Origin of the sequence: Synechococcus sp. BSA11S (genome assembly GCF_014224355.1) — a bacterium.
Classification (GTDB): Bacteria; Cyanobacteriota; Cyanobacteriia; order PCC-6307; family Cyanobiaceae; genus Regnicoccus_A.
Genome location: NZ_VNWP01000018.1, coordinates 14,301 through 32,069 on the forward strand (window position 1 = coordinate 14,301; position 17,769 = coordinate 32,069).

20 protein-coding genes are annotated in these 17,769 nt (G+C 68.0%); 9 read left to right on the plus strand and 11 right to left on the minus strand.

The features are described 5' to 3' along the window. Positions 1-10 precede the first annotated feature (10 nt). Genes zds through FPZ61_RS13215 form a run of 3 tightly spaced genes read left to right on the plus strand, consistent with a single transcriptional unit; the run spans position 11 to position 2,518 of the window. A complete protein-coding gene (gene zds / locus FPZ61_RS13205; RefSeq protein ID WP_185467052.1) occupies positions 11-1,495 on the plus strand; it encodes a 9,9'-di-cis-zeta-carotene desaturase in 1,485 nt (494 codons plus the stop codon). A gap of 5 nt (positions 1,496-1,500) precedes the next feature. Then, a complete protein-coding gene (locus FPZ61_RS13210) occupies positions 1,501-1,947 on the plus strand; it encodes an SRPBCC family protein (RefSeq protein ID WP_185467053.1) in 447 nt (148 codons plus the stop codon). Next, positions 1,934-2,518 (plus strand): hypothetical protein, encoded by a 585-nt coding sequence (locus tag FPZ61_RS13215; RefSeq protein ID WP_185467054.1) that lies wholly within the window; start codon positions 1,934-1,936, stop codon positions 2,516-2,518. The genes FPZ61_RS13210 and FPZ61_RS13215 overlap by 14 nt, the downstream gene beginning before the upstream one ends. Before the next feature lie 20 nt (positions 2,519-2,538). Here FPZ61_RS13215 and FPZ61_RS13220 read toward each other — a convergent pair whose 3' ends face one another. Genes FPZ61_RS13220 through FPZ61_RS13240 form a run of 5 tightly spaced genes read right to left on the minus strand, consistent with a single transcriptional unit; the run spans position 2,539 to position 6,852 of the window. Further along, positions 2,539-3,336 carry a uroporphyrinogen-III synthase gene (locus FPZ61_RS13220; protein ID WP_185467055.1) on the minus strand — a complete coding sequence of 266 codons (798 nt, stop codon included), beginning with the start codon at positions 3,334-3,336 and terminating at the stop codon, positions 2,539-2,541. Beyond that, positions 3,336-4,529: a glycosyltransferase family 2 protein gene (locus FPZ61_RS13225; protein WP_185467079.1), complete on the minus strand. Its 1,194-nt coding sequence runs from the start codon at positions 4,527-4,529 to the stop codon at positions 3,336-3,338. The genes FPZ61_RS13220 and FPZ61_RS13225 overlap by 1 nt, the downstream gene beginning before the upstream one ends. Before the next feature lie 51 nt (positions 4,530-4,580). Then, positions 4,581-6,233, minus strand: a complete 1,653-nt coding sequence (locus FPZ61_RS13230; RefSeq protein ID WP_185467056.1) for a glycoside hydrolase family 3 N-terminal domain-containing protein — start codon at positions 6,231-6,233, stop codon at positions 4,581-4,583. Then, on the minus strand, positions 6,230-6,643 hold the full coding sequence (gene rbfA / locus FPZ61_RS13235) for a 30S ribosome-binding factor RbfA (RefSeq protein WP_185467057.1): 414 nt from the start codon (positions 6,641-6,643) through the stop codon (positions 6,230-6,232). The genes FPZ61_RS13230 and rbfA overlap by 4 nt, the downstream gene beginning before the upstream one ends. 2 nt (positions 6,644-6,645) lie before the next feature. Then, positions 6,646-6,852, minus strand: a complete 207-nt coding sequence (locus FPZ61_RS13240; protein ID WP_185467058.1) for a DUF751 family protein — start codon at positions 6,850-6,852, stop codon at positions 6,646-6,648. A 152-nt stretch (positions 6,853-7,004) separates the two neighbouring features. Here FPZ61_RS13240 and FPZ61_RS13245 point away from each other — a divergent pair, with 152 nt between their 5' ends. Further along, entirely contained in the window at positions 7,005-7,748 is a 744-nt protein-coding gene (locus FPZ61_RS13245) for a glutathione S-transferase family protein (RefSeq protein WP_185467080.1), read from the plus strand. Here FPZ61_RS13245 and FPZ61_RS13250 read toward each other — a convergent pair whose 3' ends face one another. Then, a complete protein-coding gene (locus FPZ61_RS13250; RefSeq protein WP_185467059.1) occupies positions 7,749-8,453 on the minus strand; it encodes a DUF6816 family protein in 705 nt (234 codons plus the stop codon). On the opposite strand from FPZ61_RS13250, the gene FPZ61_RS13255 reads away from it, so the two are divergent. Further along, positions 8,452-8,715, plus strand: coding sequence for a chlororespiratory reduction protein 7 (locus FPZ61_RS13255; RefSeq protein WP_185467060.1), 264 nt, complete (start codon positions 8,452-8,454; stop codon positions 8,713-8,715). The genes FPZ61_RS13250 and FPZ61_RS13255 overlap by 2 nt on opposite strands. Positions 8,716-8,740: 25 nt before the next feature. Here the strand turns inward: FPZ61_RS13255 and FPZ61_RS13260 are convergent, their stop codons facing one another. After that, positions 8,741-9,454, minus strand: a complete 714-nt coding sequence (locus tag FPZ61_RS13260; RefSeq protein ID WP_185467061.1) for a shikimate kinase — start codon at positions 9,452-9,454, stop codon at positions 8,741-8,743. Between the two features lie 103 nt (positions 9,455-9,557). Here FPZ61_RS13260 and FPZ61_RS13265 point away from each other — a divergent pair, with 103 nt between their 5' ends. Both FPZ61_RS13265 and FPZ61_RS13270 read left to right on the plus strand, forming a co-directional pair. After that, entirely contained in the window at positions 9,558-10,496 is a 939-nt protein-coding gene (locus FPZ61_RS13265; RefSeq protein ID WP_185467081.1) for a 6-carboxytetrahydropterin synthase, read from the plus strand. Next, positions 10,493-11,152, plus strand: a complete 660-nt coding sequence (locus FPZ61_RS13270; protein ID WP_185467062.1) for a dihydrofolate reductase family protein — start codon at positions 10,493-10,495, stop codon at positions 11,150-11,152. The genes FPZ61_RS13265 and FPZ61_RS13270 overlap by 4 nt, the downstream gene beginning before the upstream one ends. Here FPZ61_RS13270 and FPZ61_RS13275 read toward each other — a convergent pair. After that, entirely contained in the window at positions 11,124-11,579 is a 456-nt protein-coding gene (locus FPZ61_RS13275) for a hypothetical protein (RefSeq protein WP_255441623.1), read from the minus strand. The genes FPZ61_RS13270 and FPZ61_RS13275 overlap by 29 nt on opposite strands. Positions 11,580-11,625: 46 nt before the next feature. Between FPZ61_RS13275 and FPZ61_RS13280 the strand changes: the two genes are divergently transcribed. Then, positions 11,626-12,804 (plus strand): GNAT family N-acetyltransferase, encoded by a 1,179-nt coding sequence (locus FPZ61_RS13280; RefSeq protein WP_185467064.1) that lies wholly within the window; start codon positions 11,626-11,628, stop codon positions 12,802-12,804. Between the two features lie 22 nt (positions 12,805-12,826). Next, entirely contained in the window at positions 12,827-13,279 is a 453-nt protein-coding gene (locus FPZ61_RS13285; protein WP_185467065.1) for a DUF4346 domain-containing protein, read from the plus strand. Positions 13,280-13,285: 6 nt separating this feature from the next. Here FPZ61_RS13285 and FPZ61_RS13290 read toward each other — a convergent pair whose 3' ends face one another. From FPZ61_RS13290 to rimO, 3 genes are all read right to left on the minus strand, one after another. Next, positions 13,286-14,890 carry a B12-binding domain-containing radical SAM protein gene (locus FPZ61_RS13290; protein ID WP_185467066.1) on the minus strand — a complete coding sequence of 535 codons (1,605 nt, stop codon included), beginning with the start codon at positions 14,888-14,890 and terminating at the stop codon, positions 13,286-13,288. Positions 14,891-15,100: 210 nt separating this feature from the next. Continuing rightward, positions 15,101-16,339 carry an MFS transporter gene (locus tag FPZ61_RS13295; RefSeq protein ID WP_185474861.1) on the minus strand — a complete coding sequence of 413 codons (1,239 nt, stop codon included), beginning with the start codon at positions 16,337-16,339 and terminating at the stop codon, positions 15,101-15,103. Beyond that, on the minus strand, positions 16,336-17,769 hold the full coding sequence (rimO, locus tag FPZ61_RS13300; protein ID WP_221630166.1) for a 30S ribosomal protein S12 methylthiotransferase RimO: 1,434 nt from the start codon (positions 17,767-17,769) through the stop codon (positions 16,336-16,338). The genes FPZ61_RS13295 and rimO overlap by 4 nt, the downstream gene beginning before the upstream one ends.

Consider the following 17,769-nt stretch of genomic DNA (forward strand, 5'->3'; position numbering starts at 1 on the left):
GGAGTCAAGGGTGCGCATCGCGATTGTGGGAGCCGGTCTGGCCGGTCTGGCCGCCGCGGTCGATCTCTGTGAAGCCGGCCACCGGGTCGACCTCTACGAATCCCGCCCGTTCGTGGGCGGCAAGGTGGGCAGCTGGGTCGACGACGGCGGCAACCACATCGAGATGGGACTGCACGTCTTCTTCTTCAATTACGCCAACCTCTTCGCGCTGATGCGCAAGGTGGGGGCCTTCGGCAACCTGCTCCCCAAACAGCACACCCATCTGTTCGTGAACAAGGGTGGGGATCTGCGCGAGCTGGATTTCCGCTTCCCGATCGGTGCCCCCTTCAATGGCCTCAAGGCCTTCTTCACCACGCCCCAGCTCCACTGGATCGACAAGCTGCGCAATGCCCTGGCCCTGGGCACCAGTCCGATCGTGCGTGGGCTGGTGGACTACGAGGGGGCGATGCGGGTGATCCGAGCCCTCGACCGGATCAGCTTCCGCGACTGGTTTCTCAGTCATGGCGGCAGCGCCCGCAGTGTGGAGCGGATGTGGGATCCGATCGCCTATGCCCTGGGTTTCATCGATTGCGAGGCCATTTCGGCACGCTGCATGCTCACCATCTTCATGATGTTCGCCTCCAAGACGGAGGCATCCAAGCTCAACCTGCTCAAGGGCTCACCGCACCGCTGGTTGCATCAGCCCATCCTTGACTACATCGAAGCCCGCGGCGCCAGGATCCACCTGCGCCACCGGGTCAGTGAGGTCTGCTTTGACGAGGGGGAGGGGCCGGAGAGTGCTCCCCAGGTCACGGGTCTGCGCCTGGGCACCCCCGATGGCGAGATCAGCGTGGAGGCCGATGCCTACCTTGCGGCCTGCGACGTGCCCGGCATTCAGCGTCTGTTGCCCCCCTCCTGGCGCCGCTATGCCCAGTTCGAGAACATCTACCGGCTTGAGGCGGTTCCCGTGGCCACAGTGCAGCTCCGCTACGACGGCTGGGTGACCGAGCTGGGGGAGGGCGAGGCTCAGGCTGCCTCGCGCCGTGATCTCAGCCGGGCGAGGGGGCTTGACAACCTGCTTTACACCGCTGACGCCGATTTCAGCTGCTTCGCCGACCTGGCCCTGGCCAGCCCTGCCGATTACCGCCGCGAGGGTCAGGGCTCCCTGCTGCAGTGCGTGCTCACGCCGGGCGATCCCTGGATCACGCGCAAGACCGACGAGATCGCCGCCCTGGTGGACGCCCAGGTGCGTGAGCTGTTTCCCTCGTCCCGCGACCTCCGACTGATCTGGAGCAACGTGGTCAAACTGGCCCAGTCGCTTTACCGCGAAGCGCCGGGCATGGAGCCCTTCCGCCCTGAGCAGCGCACGCCGGTGGCTAACTTCTTCCTGGCGGGCAGCTACACCCGGCAGGATTACATCGATTCAATGGAGGGAGCCACCATGAGCGGACGTCTGGCGGCCGCCGCCATTCTGGATCAACCGGTGCGGCTCGCCACTGTTGCCGCCGTGGCCTGATCAGCATGGGACGTTGGCTTGAGCACAGTGTGACCACGGAGATCCATGCTCCGGTGGACCGTGTCTGGGAGGTCTGGAGCGACCTCGAGGCCATGCCGCGCTGGATGCGCTGGATCGAGTCGGTGGTCACCCTCGATGACCCGGATCTCACCGACTGGACCCTGGCCGCCCAGGGGTTTCGCTTCCACTGGAAGGCCCGCATCTCCCATCGCGTCGAAGCCCAGCAGTTGCACTGGGAATCGGTGGGAGGGCTGCCCACCAAGGGAGCCGTTCGCTTTTACCCGCAGTCCGAGCGCCTCACCGTGGTCAGGCTGACCGTGAGCTACGAGCTGCCCGGTGCCCTTGCACCCCTGATGGAACCGAGCATCCTTGGAGGTATCGTCACTCGCGAACTCCAGGCCAACCTGGATCGCTTCCGGGACCTCGTGGAGCAGGAGCATGGCCAGTCCTGAGCGGCACCTCACCGTCAAGGCTCTGGTGCAAAGCAGCACCCAACTCGCGCTGATTCCCCTTCTCCTCGCCGGCCTGGCGGGCTGTGGAGGAACTCCCACTACCGACACCGGGGCGGTTCCAGCCCCGCCTGTCCCCGGGGCCGCCCCCAGTCCCGAGAGCGAACCTGCCCAGGCGGCAGCAGCCGTTGAGAAGGCGGGATTCACCCCCTTGCCCAGCCCCGAGCAGGTGGAGGCAGCGATGCCCCCTGGCCGGCTCGACCCGTTTGCGCCCCTGGCGGTCACCCGTGTGACCACTCCAGTCTCCCGGAAGCCGGTGCTGGTTCAGCCTCCCCTCAACCTGCCCGATGGCTTTCGCTTCCAGGGGGTGATCAGCAGCAGTGGACGCCCCATGGCCCTGGTGCAGTTCGGCGAGCAGAGCGGCTCGCTGGCGGTCGGTGATGCCGGTGGCCGCACCACCGATCTCCTGCCCGAGGCCTGGCGGGTGGTGGCGATCGATGTGCTGCGGGGCCGCCTGACCCTGGCCAGCCGCCAGGGTCAGGCCAGGGGCCAGGTGGTGATCGCCGAGCTCTAGAAGCGCTGACGCCCAGGTGCTCAGGCTGCTCCCAGGGCACGGGCGCAGGCCTCAATCAATCCCTCCAGGTCATGGGGGTCGGCTTCGGCATCCACCCGACCCAGCAGCTCCCGGCAGGTGGCGCTGGTCTGGGGGCCGATCGACACCCGGGCCACGGGCTCCAACCGGTCCCGCCAGTCCTCCCCCAGGTCCTGCTGCAGCAGGTGCACGGTGTGGCGCACGGTCTTGCCGCTGGTGAAGGTGATGGCCTCCACCTGACCCTGACGCAGGGCAGCGGCGGTGGCCAGGGGCAAGTGGGGAGGACAGCGGGACTCATAGGCGGCCGCTTCCACCACCCTGGTGCCGGCTTCCGCGAAGGCTTCCGCCAGCAGAGTGCGCCCCCCGCTCTGGACCCTTGGCAGCAGCAGGCGCTGGCCCCAGCCCGAGACAGGGAAATGCTCGATCAGGCTGTCGGCCACGAAACTGGGGGGCACGAAATCGGCCGGGGCTCCCAGCTGCTCCAGCCTGGTGGCAGTCTTGCGGCCGACCGCTGCGATCTTGAGGCCCCGGGGGCGATCACCGAGGTTGCGTCCGATCCGCTGCAGCCGCTGCTCCACCGCCTCCACCCCGTTGACGCTGGAGAACACCAGCCAGTGGAAGGACTCCAGGTCTTCGAGGGCGTCATCGAGGGGGCCCCATTCATCGGGGGGGCCGATCACCAGGGCCGGGAGGTCGAGCACACGGGCACCGGCGCGCTCGAGCAGCCCCCGGGCCTCGCCCAGCTGCTGCTCGGCCCGGGTCACCGCCACCACACGACCTGAGAGCACGGCTTTCTCCATCAGTCGTCCAGTCTCACCATGGCCCCCGCCTGCTGCTGCAGTCGCTCCGCTGCCAACGGCTGGCCCTGTTGCCGCAGCAGGGCGATGGCCAGCCGAAAACTGGCCCGGGCGGCGGCGATGTCGCCCGACAGCAGCTGGGCCACCGCTCGGTTCTGGTGGGTTTCGGCGTGATCGGGGGCCAGGCTCACGGCGGTGTCATAGGCCTGGAGGGAGCCGCGGATGTCGCCGAGCCGGCGGCGGATCAGGCCGAGGTTGTACCAGCCCAGGGCCAGCTCGGGAGCGTCGCGGGTCACGGCATTCGCCAGCAGGTCGGCGTCTGTCGTGGCGCCCTCCTGCAGCAGCAGGGCCGCCAGGTTCAGCCGTGCCGCCGCCTGCAGGCGTGGATCGAGCGGCAGGTCCAGGGCCTCCCGGTACAGGGCAGAGGCCCGGGCTGGATGGCGGCTGGCCTCGGCCATCGCCAGATGCAGCAGTAACTCATAGCGCTCGGGGTGGGCCTCGGGCGGGCATGTTCTCAGCCCTGCCCTGAGCAGGCTGATCCCGCGCTTCACGTTCCCCTCGCTGATCTCCAGGCCCCCCAGCTTGGCGCTGGCGTAGGCATTGCCGGGATGGTCCCGCAGCTCCTGCTGCATGGCCCGCCGCAGCTGCCTTGCCTTGCGGCCATCCGAGAGCAGCTCGGGCCGGTAGCCCTCATGGCGGATCGCCGGCTGGGGACAGTCCACCACCCGCCAGCGGGGCTCGCTGGCCATCAGCTCTGCCACGCTGTCATCGACCATGGCGTGGTACGGCCGGCTCCAGCGGATCTTTGGCTGCCGCCTGAACAGCCGACTGACACTGGAGTAGGGCGATTGCCGCGCTCCAACTTCCTGGCGCAGCAGATTGATCAGCAGGGTGTCTGGATCGGCCATCAGCGCCCGCAACGGGGCTCGGGCCTCCTCCAGCAGCTGCTCGTCGGCATCGAGCACCAGCACCCAGGTGCCCCGCACCCAACCCAGGGCCTGGTTGCGGGCTGGCCCGAAATCCCCGGGCCAGGGGATCTGCTCCACCCGGGCGCCGTAGCCCCTGGCCACCGCCACCGTGTCGTCACTCGAGCCGGTGTCAACCACCACCATCTCATCGACAAAACCGGCCACCGATTCGAGGCAGCGGCCGAGGCGCCCGGCTTCGTTGCGCACGATCATCGACAGGCTGAGCATGGCTGCGGCCCGCATCCATGGGCGAGGTTAGGGCTTGAGCCGCGGGCAGGCTCAGTCGGTGAAGCCGCCCTCCGAGGCCTGGCTGGATGCAAGGCCGAGACAGGTGAGCAGGGCGGCCTGGGCCAGGGGCATCTGCGCGGGGCTGTAGCCCGCTGGGAGGCTCCGTGGCAGCAGAGGCTCCAGGGCCTCCCACAGGTACGGACTGCCCAGCACGGTCAGGCCCGCCAGCCGGCCAGTCCGCAGCAACTGCCGGATCACCGCTGGCCAGGGCTCATCTCCTCCGGCGCTGCCCCGAAAGGGGTTGCCCCGCACGAACAACTGCAGCAGCAGCGGACCTGCCGGCAGCCGCTCGAGGGCAAGCGGTGCTTCAGGGTCTCCACTCCAGGGGCTGGGGGCACTGGCTTCGATCAGGCAGCTCTGGTAGCCGGCCGCCGCCGGTAGCCGCAGGGCCGGGGCCATCGCCGGCAGGAAGGGACAGGCCAGGCTGTTGTCCAGGCGGATCAGGTTGACCCCCGGGCCCGCCGGCAGGCCCGGGGTCCCCCGGGTCTGCCGGCTGAGCTCCACCAGCTCCAGCGCAAGGGCCTGATCCTGGGGCGTCTCCAGCTCGCCCAGCCCCTCCAGGGGCACCAGGGCGGCTCCAGGGGCTCGGACGTCCAGGGCCGCCAGGGCCTCCTCGCGGCGCTGCAGGCTCTGCCGCAGCTGCTCCATCGCCAGGCGCCCGCTCTGGAACCCCTCCACCAGGCCGTCGATGGCGGCATCGGCGTCGGCGGGCATCAGGATCAGGTCCGAACCCGCCTCGAAGGCGAGCACGGCGGCCTCCTCCGCCCCCCAGCGGGAGGCGATCGCCTCCATCACCAGGGCGTCGGTGATCACCAGTCCGGCAAACCCCAGCTCCTGCCGCAGCAGCCCCGTCAGCACGGGCCGCGAGAGGGTTGCCGGCAGCAGCGGGTCCAGCGCGTCCAGCTGCAGGTGGGCGGTCATGACTGCCGCGCAGCCCGCGGCGATGGCCGCCTGGAAGGGGGGCAGCTCGATGGCCTCCAGCCGGTCCCGCCCATGGGCCAGCCGGGGCAGCTCCAGGTGGGAGTCATCGCTGGTGTCCCCGTGGCCGGGGAAGTGCTTGGCACAGCAGAGCACCCCTTCGGCCTGAGCCCCCTCCAGGAAGGCCGTTGCCAGCGCTCCCGCGGCGGAGGTGGTCTCCCCCCAGGCGCGCACATTGATCACCGGATTGTCGGGATTGTTGTTGACATCGCAGACCGGAGCGAGGACACCGTTCAGCCCCAGCTGCCTCGCCTGACGGCCCGTGCAATGGCCGTAGCGGCGTGCAAGGGAGAGGGCGCGCTCCGGATCACTGCCGTGCAGGCGTCCCAGGGCCAGGGGCGGCACCAGCCAGCTGGCACCCTCGAAGCGTTGTCCCACGCCCTCCTCCACGTCGGCGCAGATCAGCAGCGGGTGCCCTGCCCAGCTGCGCAACTGCTCGCTGCGCAGGCGCAGTTCGGCTGCACTGCCTCCCAGCAGGATCACCCCACCCACCCCTTCGGCCAGCAGCCTCCTGAGGGCGTCGTTCTCCAGTTCCCAGCGGGGATAACGCCGTTGTCGGTCGGCGAGGTGGCCGCTCCCGCGGATCACCAGCAACCGGGCCACCTGTCGGCGCAGCTCAGCGGCCGGCGGGAGCGACTCAACGGCGTGCTGCCGGCGCGTGCTCATGCCGGGCCGACGTCGCCGTCATCGCCTGCTTCAGGTGTGACGGCCTCGCGCTGCTTGCGTTCCTCGCCGAGTTGGCTGAGCAGCCCCAGCACCGAACTGCCCTTCTCCAGCCCGCGATCGAGCACAAACTGCAGTTCGGGCGTGCGACGCAGATTCAGCCGTCGTGCCAACTCGCCTTTCACGAAGGGAGCTGCCGATTTCAGGCCTGCCAGAGCCGCCTGGCGGTCCTGGTCGCTGCCGAAAATGCTGACGAAAACCTTGCAGTGCTGCAGATCACCGGCCACCTCCACCTGGGTGACGCTCACCATGCCGAGCGAAACCCTCTGATCCTTGATGCCATGGACCAGGAGTTCACTGATCTCACGGCGGATCAGGGAGGCCATGCGCTCCACCCGTCGGCCCTGTGCCATCCCTACGCCAGTGGTGCTGGATTCACCATGGCACGCAGCACCAGGGTCAGGCTGATCATGCCGCTCACCAGGGCCCCGACAAGGGCCACGGCGGTGACGGGGTTGCTGCGCCGTTTGAGCAGGGGCTGGAGCACGGAGTTGAACACACCGAGGCTGAAGGCCACCAGGTAGCGCGGGTAGCGCGTCACGTTGAGGAAGAAGTCCTTCATGGCGCAGGCAGGCGGGGCGGGGGAAGCGAGATGGTGGCGTGGACGGGCGTTGAGGCTGCCCGCAGGGGTGACCCGGCGGTGAGCTGGGCAGAGAGCCGCCCACGCCGGTGGAGCGTGAGGGCTACTCTGCCGCCCAAAGGACCGTGCCGCCGATGCTCGAGCTCCACCAGTTCCGCCACTCCTCGTTCTGCGAGAAAGTGCGGCTGATCCTGGCCGCCAAAGGGCTGGAGTACCGCACCATCGAAGTCACCCCGGGCCTGGGGCAACTGGAACTGTTCCGTCTCTCCGGCCAGCGCCAGGTGCCGGTGCTGGTGAATGGCGGTGAGGTGATCGCCGACTCCAGCGCCATCGCCCAGCACCTGGAGAGCCTGGTGCCGACCCCTCCCCTGGTCCCCGAGGATCCGGCCGATCGGGCCCGGGTGCTGCTGCTGGAAGACTGGGCCGACACGGCCCTGGCCACCGGAGTCCGTCAGGCGCTGCTGCAGGCTGCCGGCTCAGATTCCGTGCTGCGCGGTGCCCTGCTGCCGGAGGCCACCCCCGCTGTGCTGCGCTCGCTGGTGGGGGCTCTGCCCACCGATCTGCTCACCTCCCTGGGCGACACCATAGGCCAGGCTGAGCGCCGCCAACTTCAGGCGAACCTCGAGCAGCTGGCGGTGCTTCTGGCCCCCGGCCGTTTTCTTGTGGGAGATCGGCTCTCCCTGGCCGATCTGGCGGTGGCCGCCCAGCTGTCCCTGCTGCTCTTTCCGGCCAGCGCCGGTGCCCCCCTGGCCGGTCGAGGCATTCCCGGCCTGGCTGACCACCCCCTGCTGACCAGCCTGTTCGCCTGGAGAGATGGGCTCTATCTTTCCCTGGGCCGAGGCGCCGTCAGCGAGCCGGCCTACCCGCCCACCCATTGATCAGGGCGCGGATGGGTTGCGGCTGAGCAGGAGCCAGAGGTGATGACTGCCGTTGGCACGGGCCACCAGCCCCTGCTCCGGTGACGGGTAGCTGGCCTGCCACTGCTCCGCCCTGATCAGCTCGTGGCCTGGGGTGCGGCTCACGAGCTGGTATCGGCTGAGGGTCTCCACACGGCTGATCCTGGCTCCCCCGGGACCGTGCATCACCTGCAGGGCCAGCTCGTCGGCGAGGAACTCCTCCTCCCGGCTCAGGGCCGGCGAGGAGGACTGGCTGCGGCGCCCGATCACGGTGGATTCCAGCTCCAGATCACCCCGCAGAAGAGCCAGCTGGCGGTTGGGGTTGGCGGGGTCGTTGGCCACCGAGATCAGCTGACCCCCCAGCAGCGCATCACCCACCTGGGTGGCGTTGAAGGCGCGATCGCCCACCACTGCGCCGCGGCCATCGCGCAGAAAGCGCACGGCATAGGGCGGGATCGGCTCGTGGCACCCTTCTTCCAGGCTGAGCACCCACCAGGCCCCGTCGAACCAGTCCGGATAGCGCAGGTCGCTGCGACCGGGGCGGCTGAGGGGAGCCGGCAGGGACCAGGCCGGCCAGGCTTCCAGCCGCCGCTTCAGGGGGCTGTCGAGTGGGCTGACCGCCGGGGCCTGCCCCGGCCAGAGGGTGAGCAGGGCGACCAGGATGAACGCGATCCGAGAGCTGAGCATGTCCGATCCCCTGCTGCGGGAACTCGATCATTACGTGGTGCTGGAGCCCTCCCGGGGTGAGCGCATCCTCACGGCGGCCGAAACCCTCGCCTGGCTCACCGCGCAGCTCGCTGAACTGGAGGAGCCCCCCGCCGACCTGCGGACCCTCTCCAGCGACCGCGAACGAGCCGAACGGCTGCTGGAAACGGCCTGTGAGCTGGAGCTGGAGCCCGGACTGGCGATTCAGTGGTATGCCGTGCGCCTGGAGCCACCAGCGGGTTGATGGACGAACCTTCGCTGGACTCAGGTCAGGCCTGGGATCCGTTCAGATCTGAACAGGTGTTCAGGTTGGCTGTGCTGGAGCCGCTGCCATCGACCAGCTGCGCCAGAGCTTCCGGCGGCTCCTCCCGCTGGCGCAGCACCGTGGGGATCGCTTCCAGCACCTGGCGGGCCACGGCCACGGCAGCTCGCCCGTCCTGGAGCACCCGCAGGTCGGCCTGGCTGTAGAGGTGCCGGCGTTCGCGCAGCAACTGCCGCAGCCGCCCCTCGGGATCTGCGTTGGCCAGCAGGGGCCGCTGACCTGGATCGTTCCGCAGGCGCTCCAGCAGCAGCTGCTCGGGGGCATCCAGCCAGACCACCAGCCCCTGCCGCATCTGGCCCCAGTTGCCGGGGCGGCTGACCACGCCACCCCCTGTGGCCACCACCAGGGAATGCCAGCAGGCGATTCGGTTGAGGACGGCTGACTCCAGCTCGCGGAAGCCGGCCTCCCCCTGTTGCTCGAACAGCTCGGGGATGGAGTGGCCCGCATGTTGCTCCAGCACGCTGTCGGCGTCGATGAAGCGGTACCCCAGAGCTTCAGCGAGGGGGCGCCCGACGCTGCTCTTGCCTGCCCCCATCATCCCGACCAGATAGATGTTCAGCCCCTGCAGGCGTAGGGCCAGCTCCAGAGAGTCCTCCGCGGCTTTGGCGGTCTGCCCGGCTTCTGGGGAGAGGCTCGTGGCGGAGGGCGGTTCGGAGGCCATGGGGTCTGGGCGGTGCAGCGGTGGATCAGGCGCTGGCAGGGGCGGGATACCTAGGATGCCCCAGCAGGACGCCGCCTCGTCGATGGCCACCGGGACTCTGGCGATGCCCACCACCCCCATCCCTGGCAGTTCAGCCGGCTCCCTTCGCCATGGCCGAGGCCGTGGCTGTGTGATCACCCGCCGGGCCCTGTTCAGCGCCAGTCATCTCTACCGGTTGCCCGAGCTGACCGACGAGGAGAACGCCAGCCGCTTCGGCCGTTGCAGCCTTCCTCCGGGTCACGGCCACAACTACGAACTCATCGTGGCGATGGCCGGTCCGCTCGATGGCGATGGCATGGTGCTGAACCTCTCGGATGTGAAGCACGCCATCCGTCGGGAGGTCACCGATCCCCTCGATTTCCGTTTCCTCAACGACTGCTGGCCGGAGTTCGACCTCAGCCGGCCCCAGGGGCGGTTGCCCACCACGGAAGCCCTGACCCAGGCGATCTGGACACGCCTTGCTCCGCACCTGCCGCTCGTCGGTCTCCGCCTTTACGAGCAACCCACCCTCTGGGCCGATGTCATCGGCAACCCCATGGAAGCCTTCCTTTCGATCCGCACCCACTTTTCAGCCGCCCACCGCCTGGCCCGCGAGGAGCTATCGCAGGGCGAGAACGAAACGATCTACGGCAAGTGTGCCCGCCCCCACGGCCACGGCCACAACTACCTGCTCGATGTCACGGTGCGCGGAGCGATCGATCCCCGCACCGGCATGGTCTGCGACCTCGGTGAGCTGCAGGGCCTGGTGAACGAGCTCGTGGTGGAGCCCTTCGATCACACGTTCCTCAACAAGGACGTGGCCCATTTCGCCACCTGCGTGCCCACCGCCGAGAACATCGCCCTGCACATCGCTGATCTGCTCAGCGGACCGATTGCCGCCACCGGTGCCGCTCTGCACAAGGTGCGCCTGCAGGAGAGCCCCAACAACGCCGCCGAGGTGTTCGCCGAAACCCCTCTGCTCGAGTCACGCCCTGCCGTGCTGGAGGCGCTGGCCAGAACTTGAGTCTGCCGCGGCTGCGGCTTGTGCTGGCCGTCAGCCTCGATGGCAGACTCGCTCCAGCCAAGGGAGGCGCCGCCAAGCTCGGTGGTGCCGGTGACCGCGCGTCGCTGGAGGAGGCCCTGGCCTGGGCCGATGGCTGCCTCGTGGGCGCGGCCACGCTGCGGCTGCACCGCCGCACCTGCCTGATCCATTGCCCCGAGCTGCTGGAGCGTCGCCGACTCGAGCAGCGCCCCCCCCAACCCCTCGCGCTGGTGGTCAGCCGTGGCCGCGGACTCGAGCCGGGTCTGCCCTTCTTCTCCCAGCCCCTTGAGCGATGGCTGCTCTCGCCGGGTCAGTTGCAGCAGGGATTCGATGCCCACGTGCCCCTGGGTGATTGGCGCGACTGCCTGGCTGAGCTGGCGGCACGCGGGCTTCACCGGCTGGTGGTGCTCGGAGGCACTGGGCTGGCCTCGGCCCTCCTGGCGGAGGGGCTGGTGCAGGAGCTGCAGCTCACCGTCTGCCCCCTGCTGCTGGGGGGCAGCCATGGCTGGGTGAGCCCCCTGGCGCCTGATCTCAGTGGCCGCAGCTGGGAGTTGCTGGAACATCGGCCCCTCGGGGGCGGCGAACTGCTGCTGCGCTATTCCTGCTGCACTACTCCCGAGGGGAGATGGGCAGCTTGAAGCGGCGTTGAAGATCATCCAGGGACACCTCCCTGAGGCTGTCGGCCGGCAGCCCCAGCAGTTTGGCGACGCAGCGCTTGACCACCACTTCGCTGTCGTTGCCGAAGCGGCCCCGGGCGAGTTCGCTGATCACGCCGAAGCTGCGCCCGCTGCTCTCGGCCTCCTCGATCAGGCAGGTGCTGGCCGGTGCCGCCAGGCGCCGGCAGGGTTCCTTGAGGCTGCGTTCCAGTCCGGCCTGGCCGCCGGCGGCGGCACTCAGGCACACCTCACTCAGCTTCCTCTCCAGCTGGGGCCGCATCAGACGCAGCACCGGCCCCAGCAGGCTGGCCGAGGCCGCTGGGGGGGCTCCCAGCCCGGCCGTCCCGACCGCCACCATCGTCAGGAGCGCCGTCGCCAGAGCCCGTAAGTGGTGCAGTCGTTGCCCCATGCGGTTAGTTTTGCGCCTCGCCGTCCCGCCAACGTGTTCCTCCGCCATGGCTGAGCTTCTGGCCCGCTGGCACCGGGCCATCGCGGAGATTCCTCCCATGACCTGGCAGGAACTCGTGGGGCCAGCCGCTCTTCCCTTCTATGGCTGGCCCTGGTTGCACGCCCTTGAGCGCTCGGGCAGCATCGTGCCGCGCCAGGGCTGGCAGCCCTGCCACCTGAGCCTGTGGCGCCAGGGGCGGCTGATTGCCGTAGCGCCGCTTTACCTCAAGGGTCACAGCTACGGGGAATTCGTCTTCGATCAATCCTTCGCCCAGCTCGCCGGCCAGCTCGGCCTGCGCTACTACCCGAAGCTGGTGGGCATGAGTCCGCTCAGCCCTGTGCAGGGGTATCGCTTTCACATTGACTCCGGCGAAGACGGCGCAGCGATCACGGCACTGATGCTGGAGTTGATCGATCAGTTCTGCCGAGAGCAGAAGATCCTCAGCAGCAACTTCCTCTACGTGAATCCCCTCTGGCAGCCCTGGGCGGAAGCGGCAGGCTGTGCCACCTGGCTGAATCAGCAGAGCCTCTGGAGCAATGACGGCTTCAACAGTTTTGAGGATTATCTGGCGGGTTTCAATGCCAATCAACGGCGCAACATCCGGCGGGAGCGGCGATCGATCGCCTCGGCCGGCTTGCAGGTGACGCCCGTGGCGGGTGCTGCGATTTCAGCCGCCATGCTGAAGCGGATGCACCATTTCTACGCGCAGCATTGCAGCCGCTGGGGCCCCTGGGGCAGCAAGTATCTCAGCGAGGAGTTCTTCCACGTGGATGCTCTCGAGCTGCGGGAGCATCTGGTGCTCTTCAGTGCCCATGGGGGCGATCCGAGCGAGCCGGTGGCCATGTCGCTGTGCGTGCGCGCCGGTGATGCCCTCTGGGGCCGCTACTGGGGCAGTGATCGGGAGATCGAGAACCTGCACTTTGAGGTCTGCTACTACGCCCCGATCGAGTGGGCGATCGAACAGGGCATCCGTGGTTTTGATCCGGGGGCCGGCGGGCGCCACAAGCGGCGTCGGGGTTTTCTGGCCGAGCCCAGGGCCAGCCTGCACCGCTGGCACGACCCTGGTTTCGAGCGGTTGCTGCGCCGCTGGCTGCCTGAGGCCAATGCCCAGATGCTCGAGGAGATCAAGGCGGAGAATGCCGAGCTTCCCTTCAGCCGCCGGGAACTTCCGCTGGGCGCCTGCTGAATCGGCTGTTTACGATCAGAGGATGAACAACCGCGTCGCCACGACTCCTTCCTCCAGCCCTTCTGCTGCCTCGATCACCCCGGGATCCGTAAACGCTTCGCGTCTGCATGAGCTGCGTCAGCTCGATGAACGTCTGTCGCAGCGCCCGATTGATCTCGACCCCTCGGGGTATGTGCTGATCAGCCTGGACCGCGAGCGCACAGAGTTGGTGGCCGAGCTTTACAGCAACGGCATCAACGCCAGAGGGCTGGCCACCGACCCGGAGACCGGTGAGGTGCTCAGTTGCCGGGGGGGGGCTCCCCGCCAGCCCCTGGTCGTCTTCCGTGGTCGCACGGCAAAGGAGCTGGGTATCCAGCTCACTGAGGGGGACACCCCCGCACCGATCAGTCGGTTGGATCACGCCCTCTACCTCGGACGGGAGCTGCAGAAGGCCGAGTCGGCCCTGCGCTCGGGCGAGTCGTACATCCAGGACTGATGGGCGTCAGGCGGGCTGAAGCTCCTTGACCTCGGAAGGGGCCGTAGGGGGTTCCGGGGGCAGTGACTGGAGCTGCACCTCGATCTCCTCGGTGACGATGCTCCGATACTCCATGAAGTGTTCGTTGTGGGCGAGCACCACCAGGAACTGCTCCAGCTGGTCGGGATTCGTCCTGGCCATGGAGAGGAGATAGCGCCAGAAGCGGCCACGGGTGTCGCGGATCAGACCCTGGCGCCAGATCACGATCAGAAGGGCGCGAACATCGGTCCAGGCGGGGATCTTGAAGGTGGAATGCTCGGGCTTGAGGAAGGGCTGCCAGCGGGGCTTGCCCACTTTGTGGTAGTAGCTGAAGACCCGATCCATGTAGGCGTTGGGCTCGTAGAGGTTGCAGAAGGCCTCGACGTATTCGTTGGCGATGTCGCGGATCGGTCGGGTGGGCACGAAGTTGAGCAGGTTCGTCTGGTTCACCCCCTTGGCGTCGGCCTTGTCCTGAATCAGGCGACCTTCCTTCTCGAGTCGGTACCAGAGCCCTGTGTTGGGGAGAGCCTGCAGCATGCCCATCATGGCGGCGGGGATGCCTGTGCGGGTCACGAACTCGACGATGCGCTTGCCGGCACCGGTCTTTTCTCCGTCGAAGCCGATGATGAATCCGGCCATCACCCGGATGCCGTAGGAGGTGATCCGGTCAACGGACTCCTCCAGGGAGCTGCGGGTGTTCTGAAGCTTGCGGGCCGTTTCCAGGCTGGCTTCATCTGGGGTCTCGATGCCGAGGAAAACGCTGTCGAAGCGGCTCTCGGCCATCATCAGCATCATTTCCTCGTCGGAGGCCAGATCCACGGACGCTTCGGTGGCGAAGCTGAAGGGATAGCCATGATCGATCTGCCACTGCTTCAGAGCCGGCAGCAGCAACTTGGCGTTGCGCTTGTTGCCGATGAAGTTGTCATCGACCAGGAAGATTGAGCGCCGCCAGCCCAGGTCATAGAGATACTGCAACTCGGCGATCAGTTGCTCTGGGGTCTTGGTGCGGGGCTTGCGGCCGTAAAGCACGATGATGTCGCAGAACTCGCATTGGAAAGGACAGCCCCGGGAGAACTGAACCGACATCGAGTCGTAGGCGTCGAGCTCCAGCAGATCGAAGCGGGGAATCGGGGTGCCGGTCACGTCCGGCTTCTCCCCTTCAGAACTGAAGCGTCCCTGCTGCTCGCCCCGCTCCAGGGCCTCAATGAACATCGGCAGGGTGATCTCACCTTCGTCGAGCACCTTGAAGTCGGCCAGAGCGATCTCAGGAGCATCGGGGGTGGAACTGGCGAAGGGGCCGCCCACGGCCACGGGCAGACCCCGCTGCTTGGCCTTGGCGATCTGGGCCGCCATGTCGGACTTCTGAACGATCATCCCGGAGATGATCACCAGCTCCGCCCAGTTCCACTCGGCCTCGGTGACCTCCCGCACGTTGCGATCAACCAGCTTGAAGTCCCATTCCTGGGGCAGGAGGGCCGCCACTGTGACCATCCCGAGCGGGGGCAACAGCACCTTGCGGTTCACGAGCTCGAGAATTTTCTCGTAGCTCCAGAAGGTCTTGGGAAATTCCGGGTAGACGAGCAGGGCACGCATTCTGATCCGGTTCGTAAGGCGGGGGCACAGGACTGGCCGGCCAGGAGCCTGCCCCCGCGTGGGTTGGGCGCCAGCCTAAGGGCAACCCACGGCAACAGGGCCGCTCTGCTCTAATGAGGATGTTGTATTTCCGTGCTGGTCATGGCGGCAGCTCTGTACCTGGTTCTGGTGGCTGCTGGGTTGGCAACGGCCTTCCTCCTCTCCACGGTTCTACGCGGCATCAAACTGATCTGAGTCCACGGGATTCAGGCGCAGCCCCCAGCGGCTGGTGAGCTCCAGCAGCCCCAGCGCCAGGCCCACGCTGCCCATCAGGGCGAAGGTGGCCGGTAATCCCACCCTCATCACCAAACCGGCGGCGATCAGGCCACTGAAGCCACCGCCGCCCAGAAAGGCAATCTGCCCAAGCCCAGCCATCCTCCCGCGCAGCACCAGCGGCGATCCCACCTGCAGGATCAGATTGCTCCCCGCCAGCAGCCCGGCGGTGCCCGCTCCGATCAGAAAGGTCATGCCCAGCCGGAAGGCTGTGGGTGCCGTCAGCGCCATGCCCAGCTGGGCCACGCTGGTGAGAACGGCACAACCCCCCAGCAGCAGGGAAGGCCGCTCACTCAGCCAGTGGCTGCGTCGTTGCAGCAACAGCCCGGCGCTGATGCTTCCAGCCGCCAGCATGCTCGTGAACCAGCCCAGGGACTGGGGGGAAGGGCCCAGCACCTGCGCGGCGATCAGCGGGGCCAGGCCGGGATGAAAGAAAAGGGCCAGGCAGGCCAGGCCGGTGAACACCAGCACGTGGCGCAGGCTGGCGCCGCAGCCCCTCCAGGCGCTGCCAAGGCTGGAACCGGAGCCGCTGCCGCTCGTCCGCTCGGCGCTGCGCTCGGGCTGCAGCAGCCACAGCACCGTGGCGATCGGCAGCAGATAGGTGGCCGCATCGATCGTCAAGGCCATGGCGGGTCCCGTCAGGGCGAGCAGCAACCCGCCGATGGGCGGTCCCACCAGCTTGCCCACGTTGAACACCACTGAGAAGGAGGTGAGATAAGGGGCCAGCTGTGCAGGCTTGTCCACCAGCAGGGCGCAGTATTTGTTGCGGGCGGTGAGCTCGAAGGCGCTGGCCAGGCCCACCAGCAGGGTGCTGAGCAGCAGCAGGCTCACCTGGGCGGCCCCCGTCAGCCAGGGGATGGCCACTGCCCCCAGGGCGGCACCGGCCGCCAGGCCCCATTGCGAGCGGATCAGCACCTGTTCGCAGCCGATCCGGTCGGTGAGCACCCCGGCCCTGCCGCTGGCCAGCAGGCTGGGCATCGCCAGGGCGCCGAAATGCAGGGCCAGCAGCAGGGGATTGCTGGTCTGGTCCATCAGGATCCAGCCCTTGGCGGTGAGACCGGCAAAGGAGCCGGCAGTGCTCAGACCTGACGCGATCAGGAAGGTGGTGCGCTGATTGCGGCGGATCCAGAGCCTCAACCGCGGCCCCCGCGGGCGGAGAGAGCCTCCTCCACCATGGCCCGGGCGCCGACCACTTCACCCTGGAGGTCGTAGGGGGTGGAGGCCGTGAGGCGCACGGGCACCATCGTTCCTGGGGAGGCGCAGAGCCCGCCTGGGCCCTGGCTCACCCTCACTTCCCCATCAACCTCGGGTGCGAAGCGGGCGCAGCGGCCGAGCATCTCGCCGCTGCTGGGGTTCTCCTGCTCGATCAGCACATCGACGATCCGCCCCACCCAGCTGGCGTTCCGTTCCGCCGCGATCGGTTGCTGCGCCGCCATCAGCCGGTTGCGGCGCTCGATCACCACCTCAGCCGGCACGGGATCGGGCAGCTTCACCGCTGCGGTGCCGTCTTCCGGTGAGAACGTGAACACCCCCACATGGTCGAAGCGCTGCTCCTCCACAAAACGAAGCAGGTGCTCGAAGTGCTCCTCGGTTTCACCGGGAAAGCCGACGATGAAGGTGGTGCGCAGCACCGCATCGGGCAGCTGGTCGCGGATGCGTCCCAGCAGCTCGGTGGTCAGGCCGGTCTGCCAGGGGCGATTCATGGCCCGCAGCACCTCGGGATGGCTGTGCTGCAGCGGCAGATCCAGATACGGGAGCACATTCGGCACCTCCCGGTAGGCGTGCAGCACCTCAGGCGTGAGGCCCGTGGGATAGGCGTAGTGCACCCGGATCCAGGGGATCTCCACCTCGCCAAGGGCCCGCAGCAGCTCAGCGAGCCGGGGCTTGCCGTAGAGGTCCAGGCCGTAGTTGGTGGTGATCTGGCTGATCAGGATCAGCTCCTGCACCCCCTGGCTGGCGAGTTGATGGGCTTCGGCCACGATCGACTCGATCGTGCGGGAGCGTTGGTCGCCCCGGAGCCTGGGGATGATGCAGAAGGCGCAGCGGTAGTCGCAGCCCTCGGCCACCTTGAGGTAGGCCACGGCCTCGGAGGTGGTGCGGTAGCGGGGCAGATGCTCATCCCCCACGAAGGTGGGCACCGCGCTGACCCGGTTCACCCGTTCACCTGCCTCCACCCGCTCCAGCACCTCCACGATGTGCTGGTAGTCGCCGGTGCCCACGATCGCCCGCGCTTCCGGCAGCGACTCCAGCAGCTCCTCGCGGAAATGCTGGGCCAGGCAGCCGGCGATGATCAGCTCCTTTCCCTGTTCGGCCAGTTCCACCAGGGTGCGCACCGATTCCTGCCGGGCGTCCTGGATGAAGCTGCAGGTGTTGACCACCACCACCGCCGCATCCCGTTCATCGGCGCTGATCCCGTACCCCGCCTGGGCGAGCAACCCCAGCATGTGCTCGGTGTCCACCCGATTCTTTTCGCAGCCGAGGTGGGCGAAGGCCACCGTGGGGCGGTCGGCTCCGGGTTCACCGGTACGGACCGATCCTGCGGGGAATGCGGCGCTGGCAGAAGGCAT

Bases quoted from the DNA above. Each gene is read 5' to 3' on its own strand.
- FPZ61_RS13250 (WP_185467059.1), bottom strand. From the start codon at position 8,453: ATGCTCAGCTCTCGGATCGCGTTCATCCTGGTCGCCCTGCTCACCCTC.
- FPZ61_RS13225 (WP_185467079.1), bottom strand. From the start codon at position 4,529: ATGCTCAGCCTGTCGATGATCGTGCGCAACGAAGCCGGGCGCCTCGGC.
- FPZ61_RS13265 (WP_185467081.1), top strand. From the start codon at position 9,558: ATGCCCACCACCCCCATCCCTGGCAGTTCAGCCGGCTCCCTTCGCCAT.
- FPZ61_RS13255 (WP_185467060.1), top strand. From the start codon at position 8,452: ATGTCCGATCCCCTGCTGCGGGAACTCGATCATTACGTGGTGCTGGAG.
- FPZ61_RS13290 (WP_185467066.1), bottom strand. From the start codon at position 14,890: ATGCGTGCCCTGCTCGTCTACCCGGAATTTCCCAAGACCTTCTGGAGC.
- FPZ61_RS13285 (WP_185467065.1), top strand. From the start codon at position 12,827: ATGAACAACCGCGTCGCCACGACTCCTTCCTCCAGCCCTTCTGCTGCC.
- FPZ61_RS13260 (WP_185467061.1), bottom strand. From the start codon at position 9,454: ATGGCCTCCGAACCGCCCTCCGCCACGAGCCTCTCCCCAGAAGCCGGG.
- rimO (WP_221630166.1), bottom strand. From the start codon at position 17,769: ATGCCTTCTGCCAGCGCCGCATTCCCCGCAGGATCGGTCCGTACCGGT.
- FPZ61_RS13280 (WP_185467064.1), top strand. From the start codon at position 11,626: ATGGCTGAGCTTCTGGCCCGCTGGCACCGGGCCATCGCGGAGATTCCT.
- FPZ61_RS13220 (WP_185467055.1), bottom strand. From the start codon at position 3,336: ATGGAGAAAGCCGTGCTCTCAGGTCGTGTGGTGGCGGTGACCCGGGCC.
- FPZ61_RS13275 (WP_255441623.1), bottom strand. From the start codon at position 11,579: ATGGGGCAACGACTGCACCACTTACGGGCTCTGGCGACGGCGCTCCTG.
- FPZ61_RS13210 (WP_185467053.1), top strand. From the start codon at position 1,501: ATGGGACGTTGGCTTGAGCACAGTGTGACCACGGAGATCCATGCTCCG.
- FPZ61_RS13245 (WP_185467080.1), top strand. From the start codon at position 7,005: ATGCTCGAGCTCCACCAGTTCCGCCACTCCTCGTTCTGCGAGAAAGTG.
- FPZ61_RS13240 (WP_185467058.1), bottom strand. From the start codon at position 6,852: ATGAAGGACTTCTTCCTCAACGTGACGCGCTACCCGCGCTACCTGGTG.
- rbfA (WP_185467057.1), bottom strand. From the start codon at position 6,643: ATGGCACAGGGCCGACGGGTGGAGCGCATGGCCTCCCTGATCCGCCGT.
- FPZ61_RS13215 (WP_185467054.1), top strand. From the start codon at position 1,934: ATGGCCAGTCCTGAGCGGCACCTCACCGTCAAGGCTCTGGTGCAAAGC.
- FPZ61_RS13230 (WP_185467056.1), bottom strand. From the start codon at position 6,233: ATGAGCACGCGCCGGCAGCACGCCGTTGAGTCGCTCCCGCCGGCCGCT.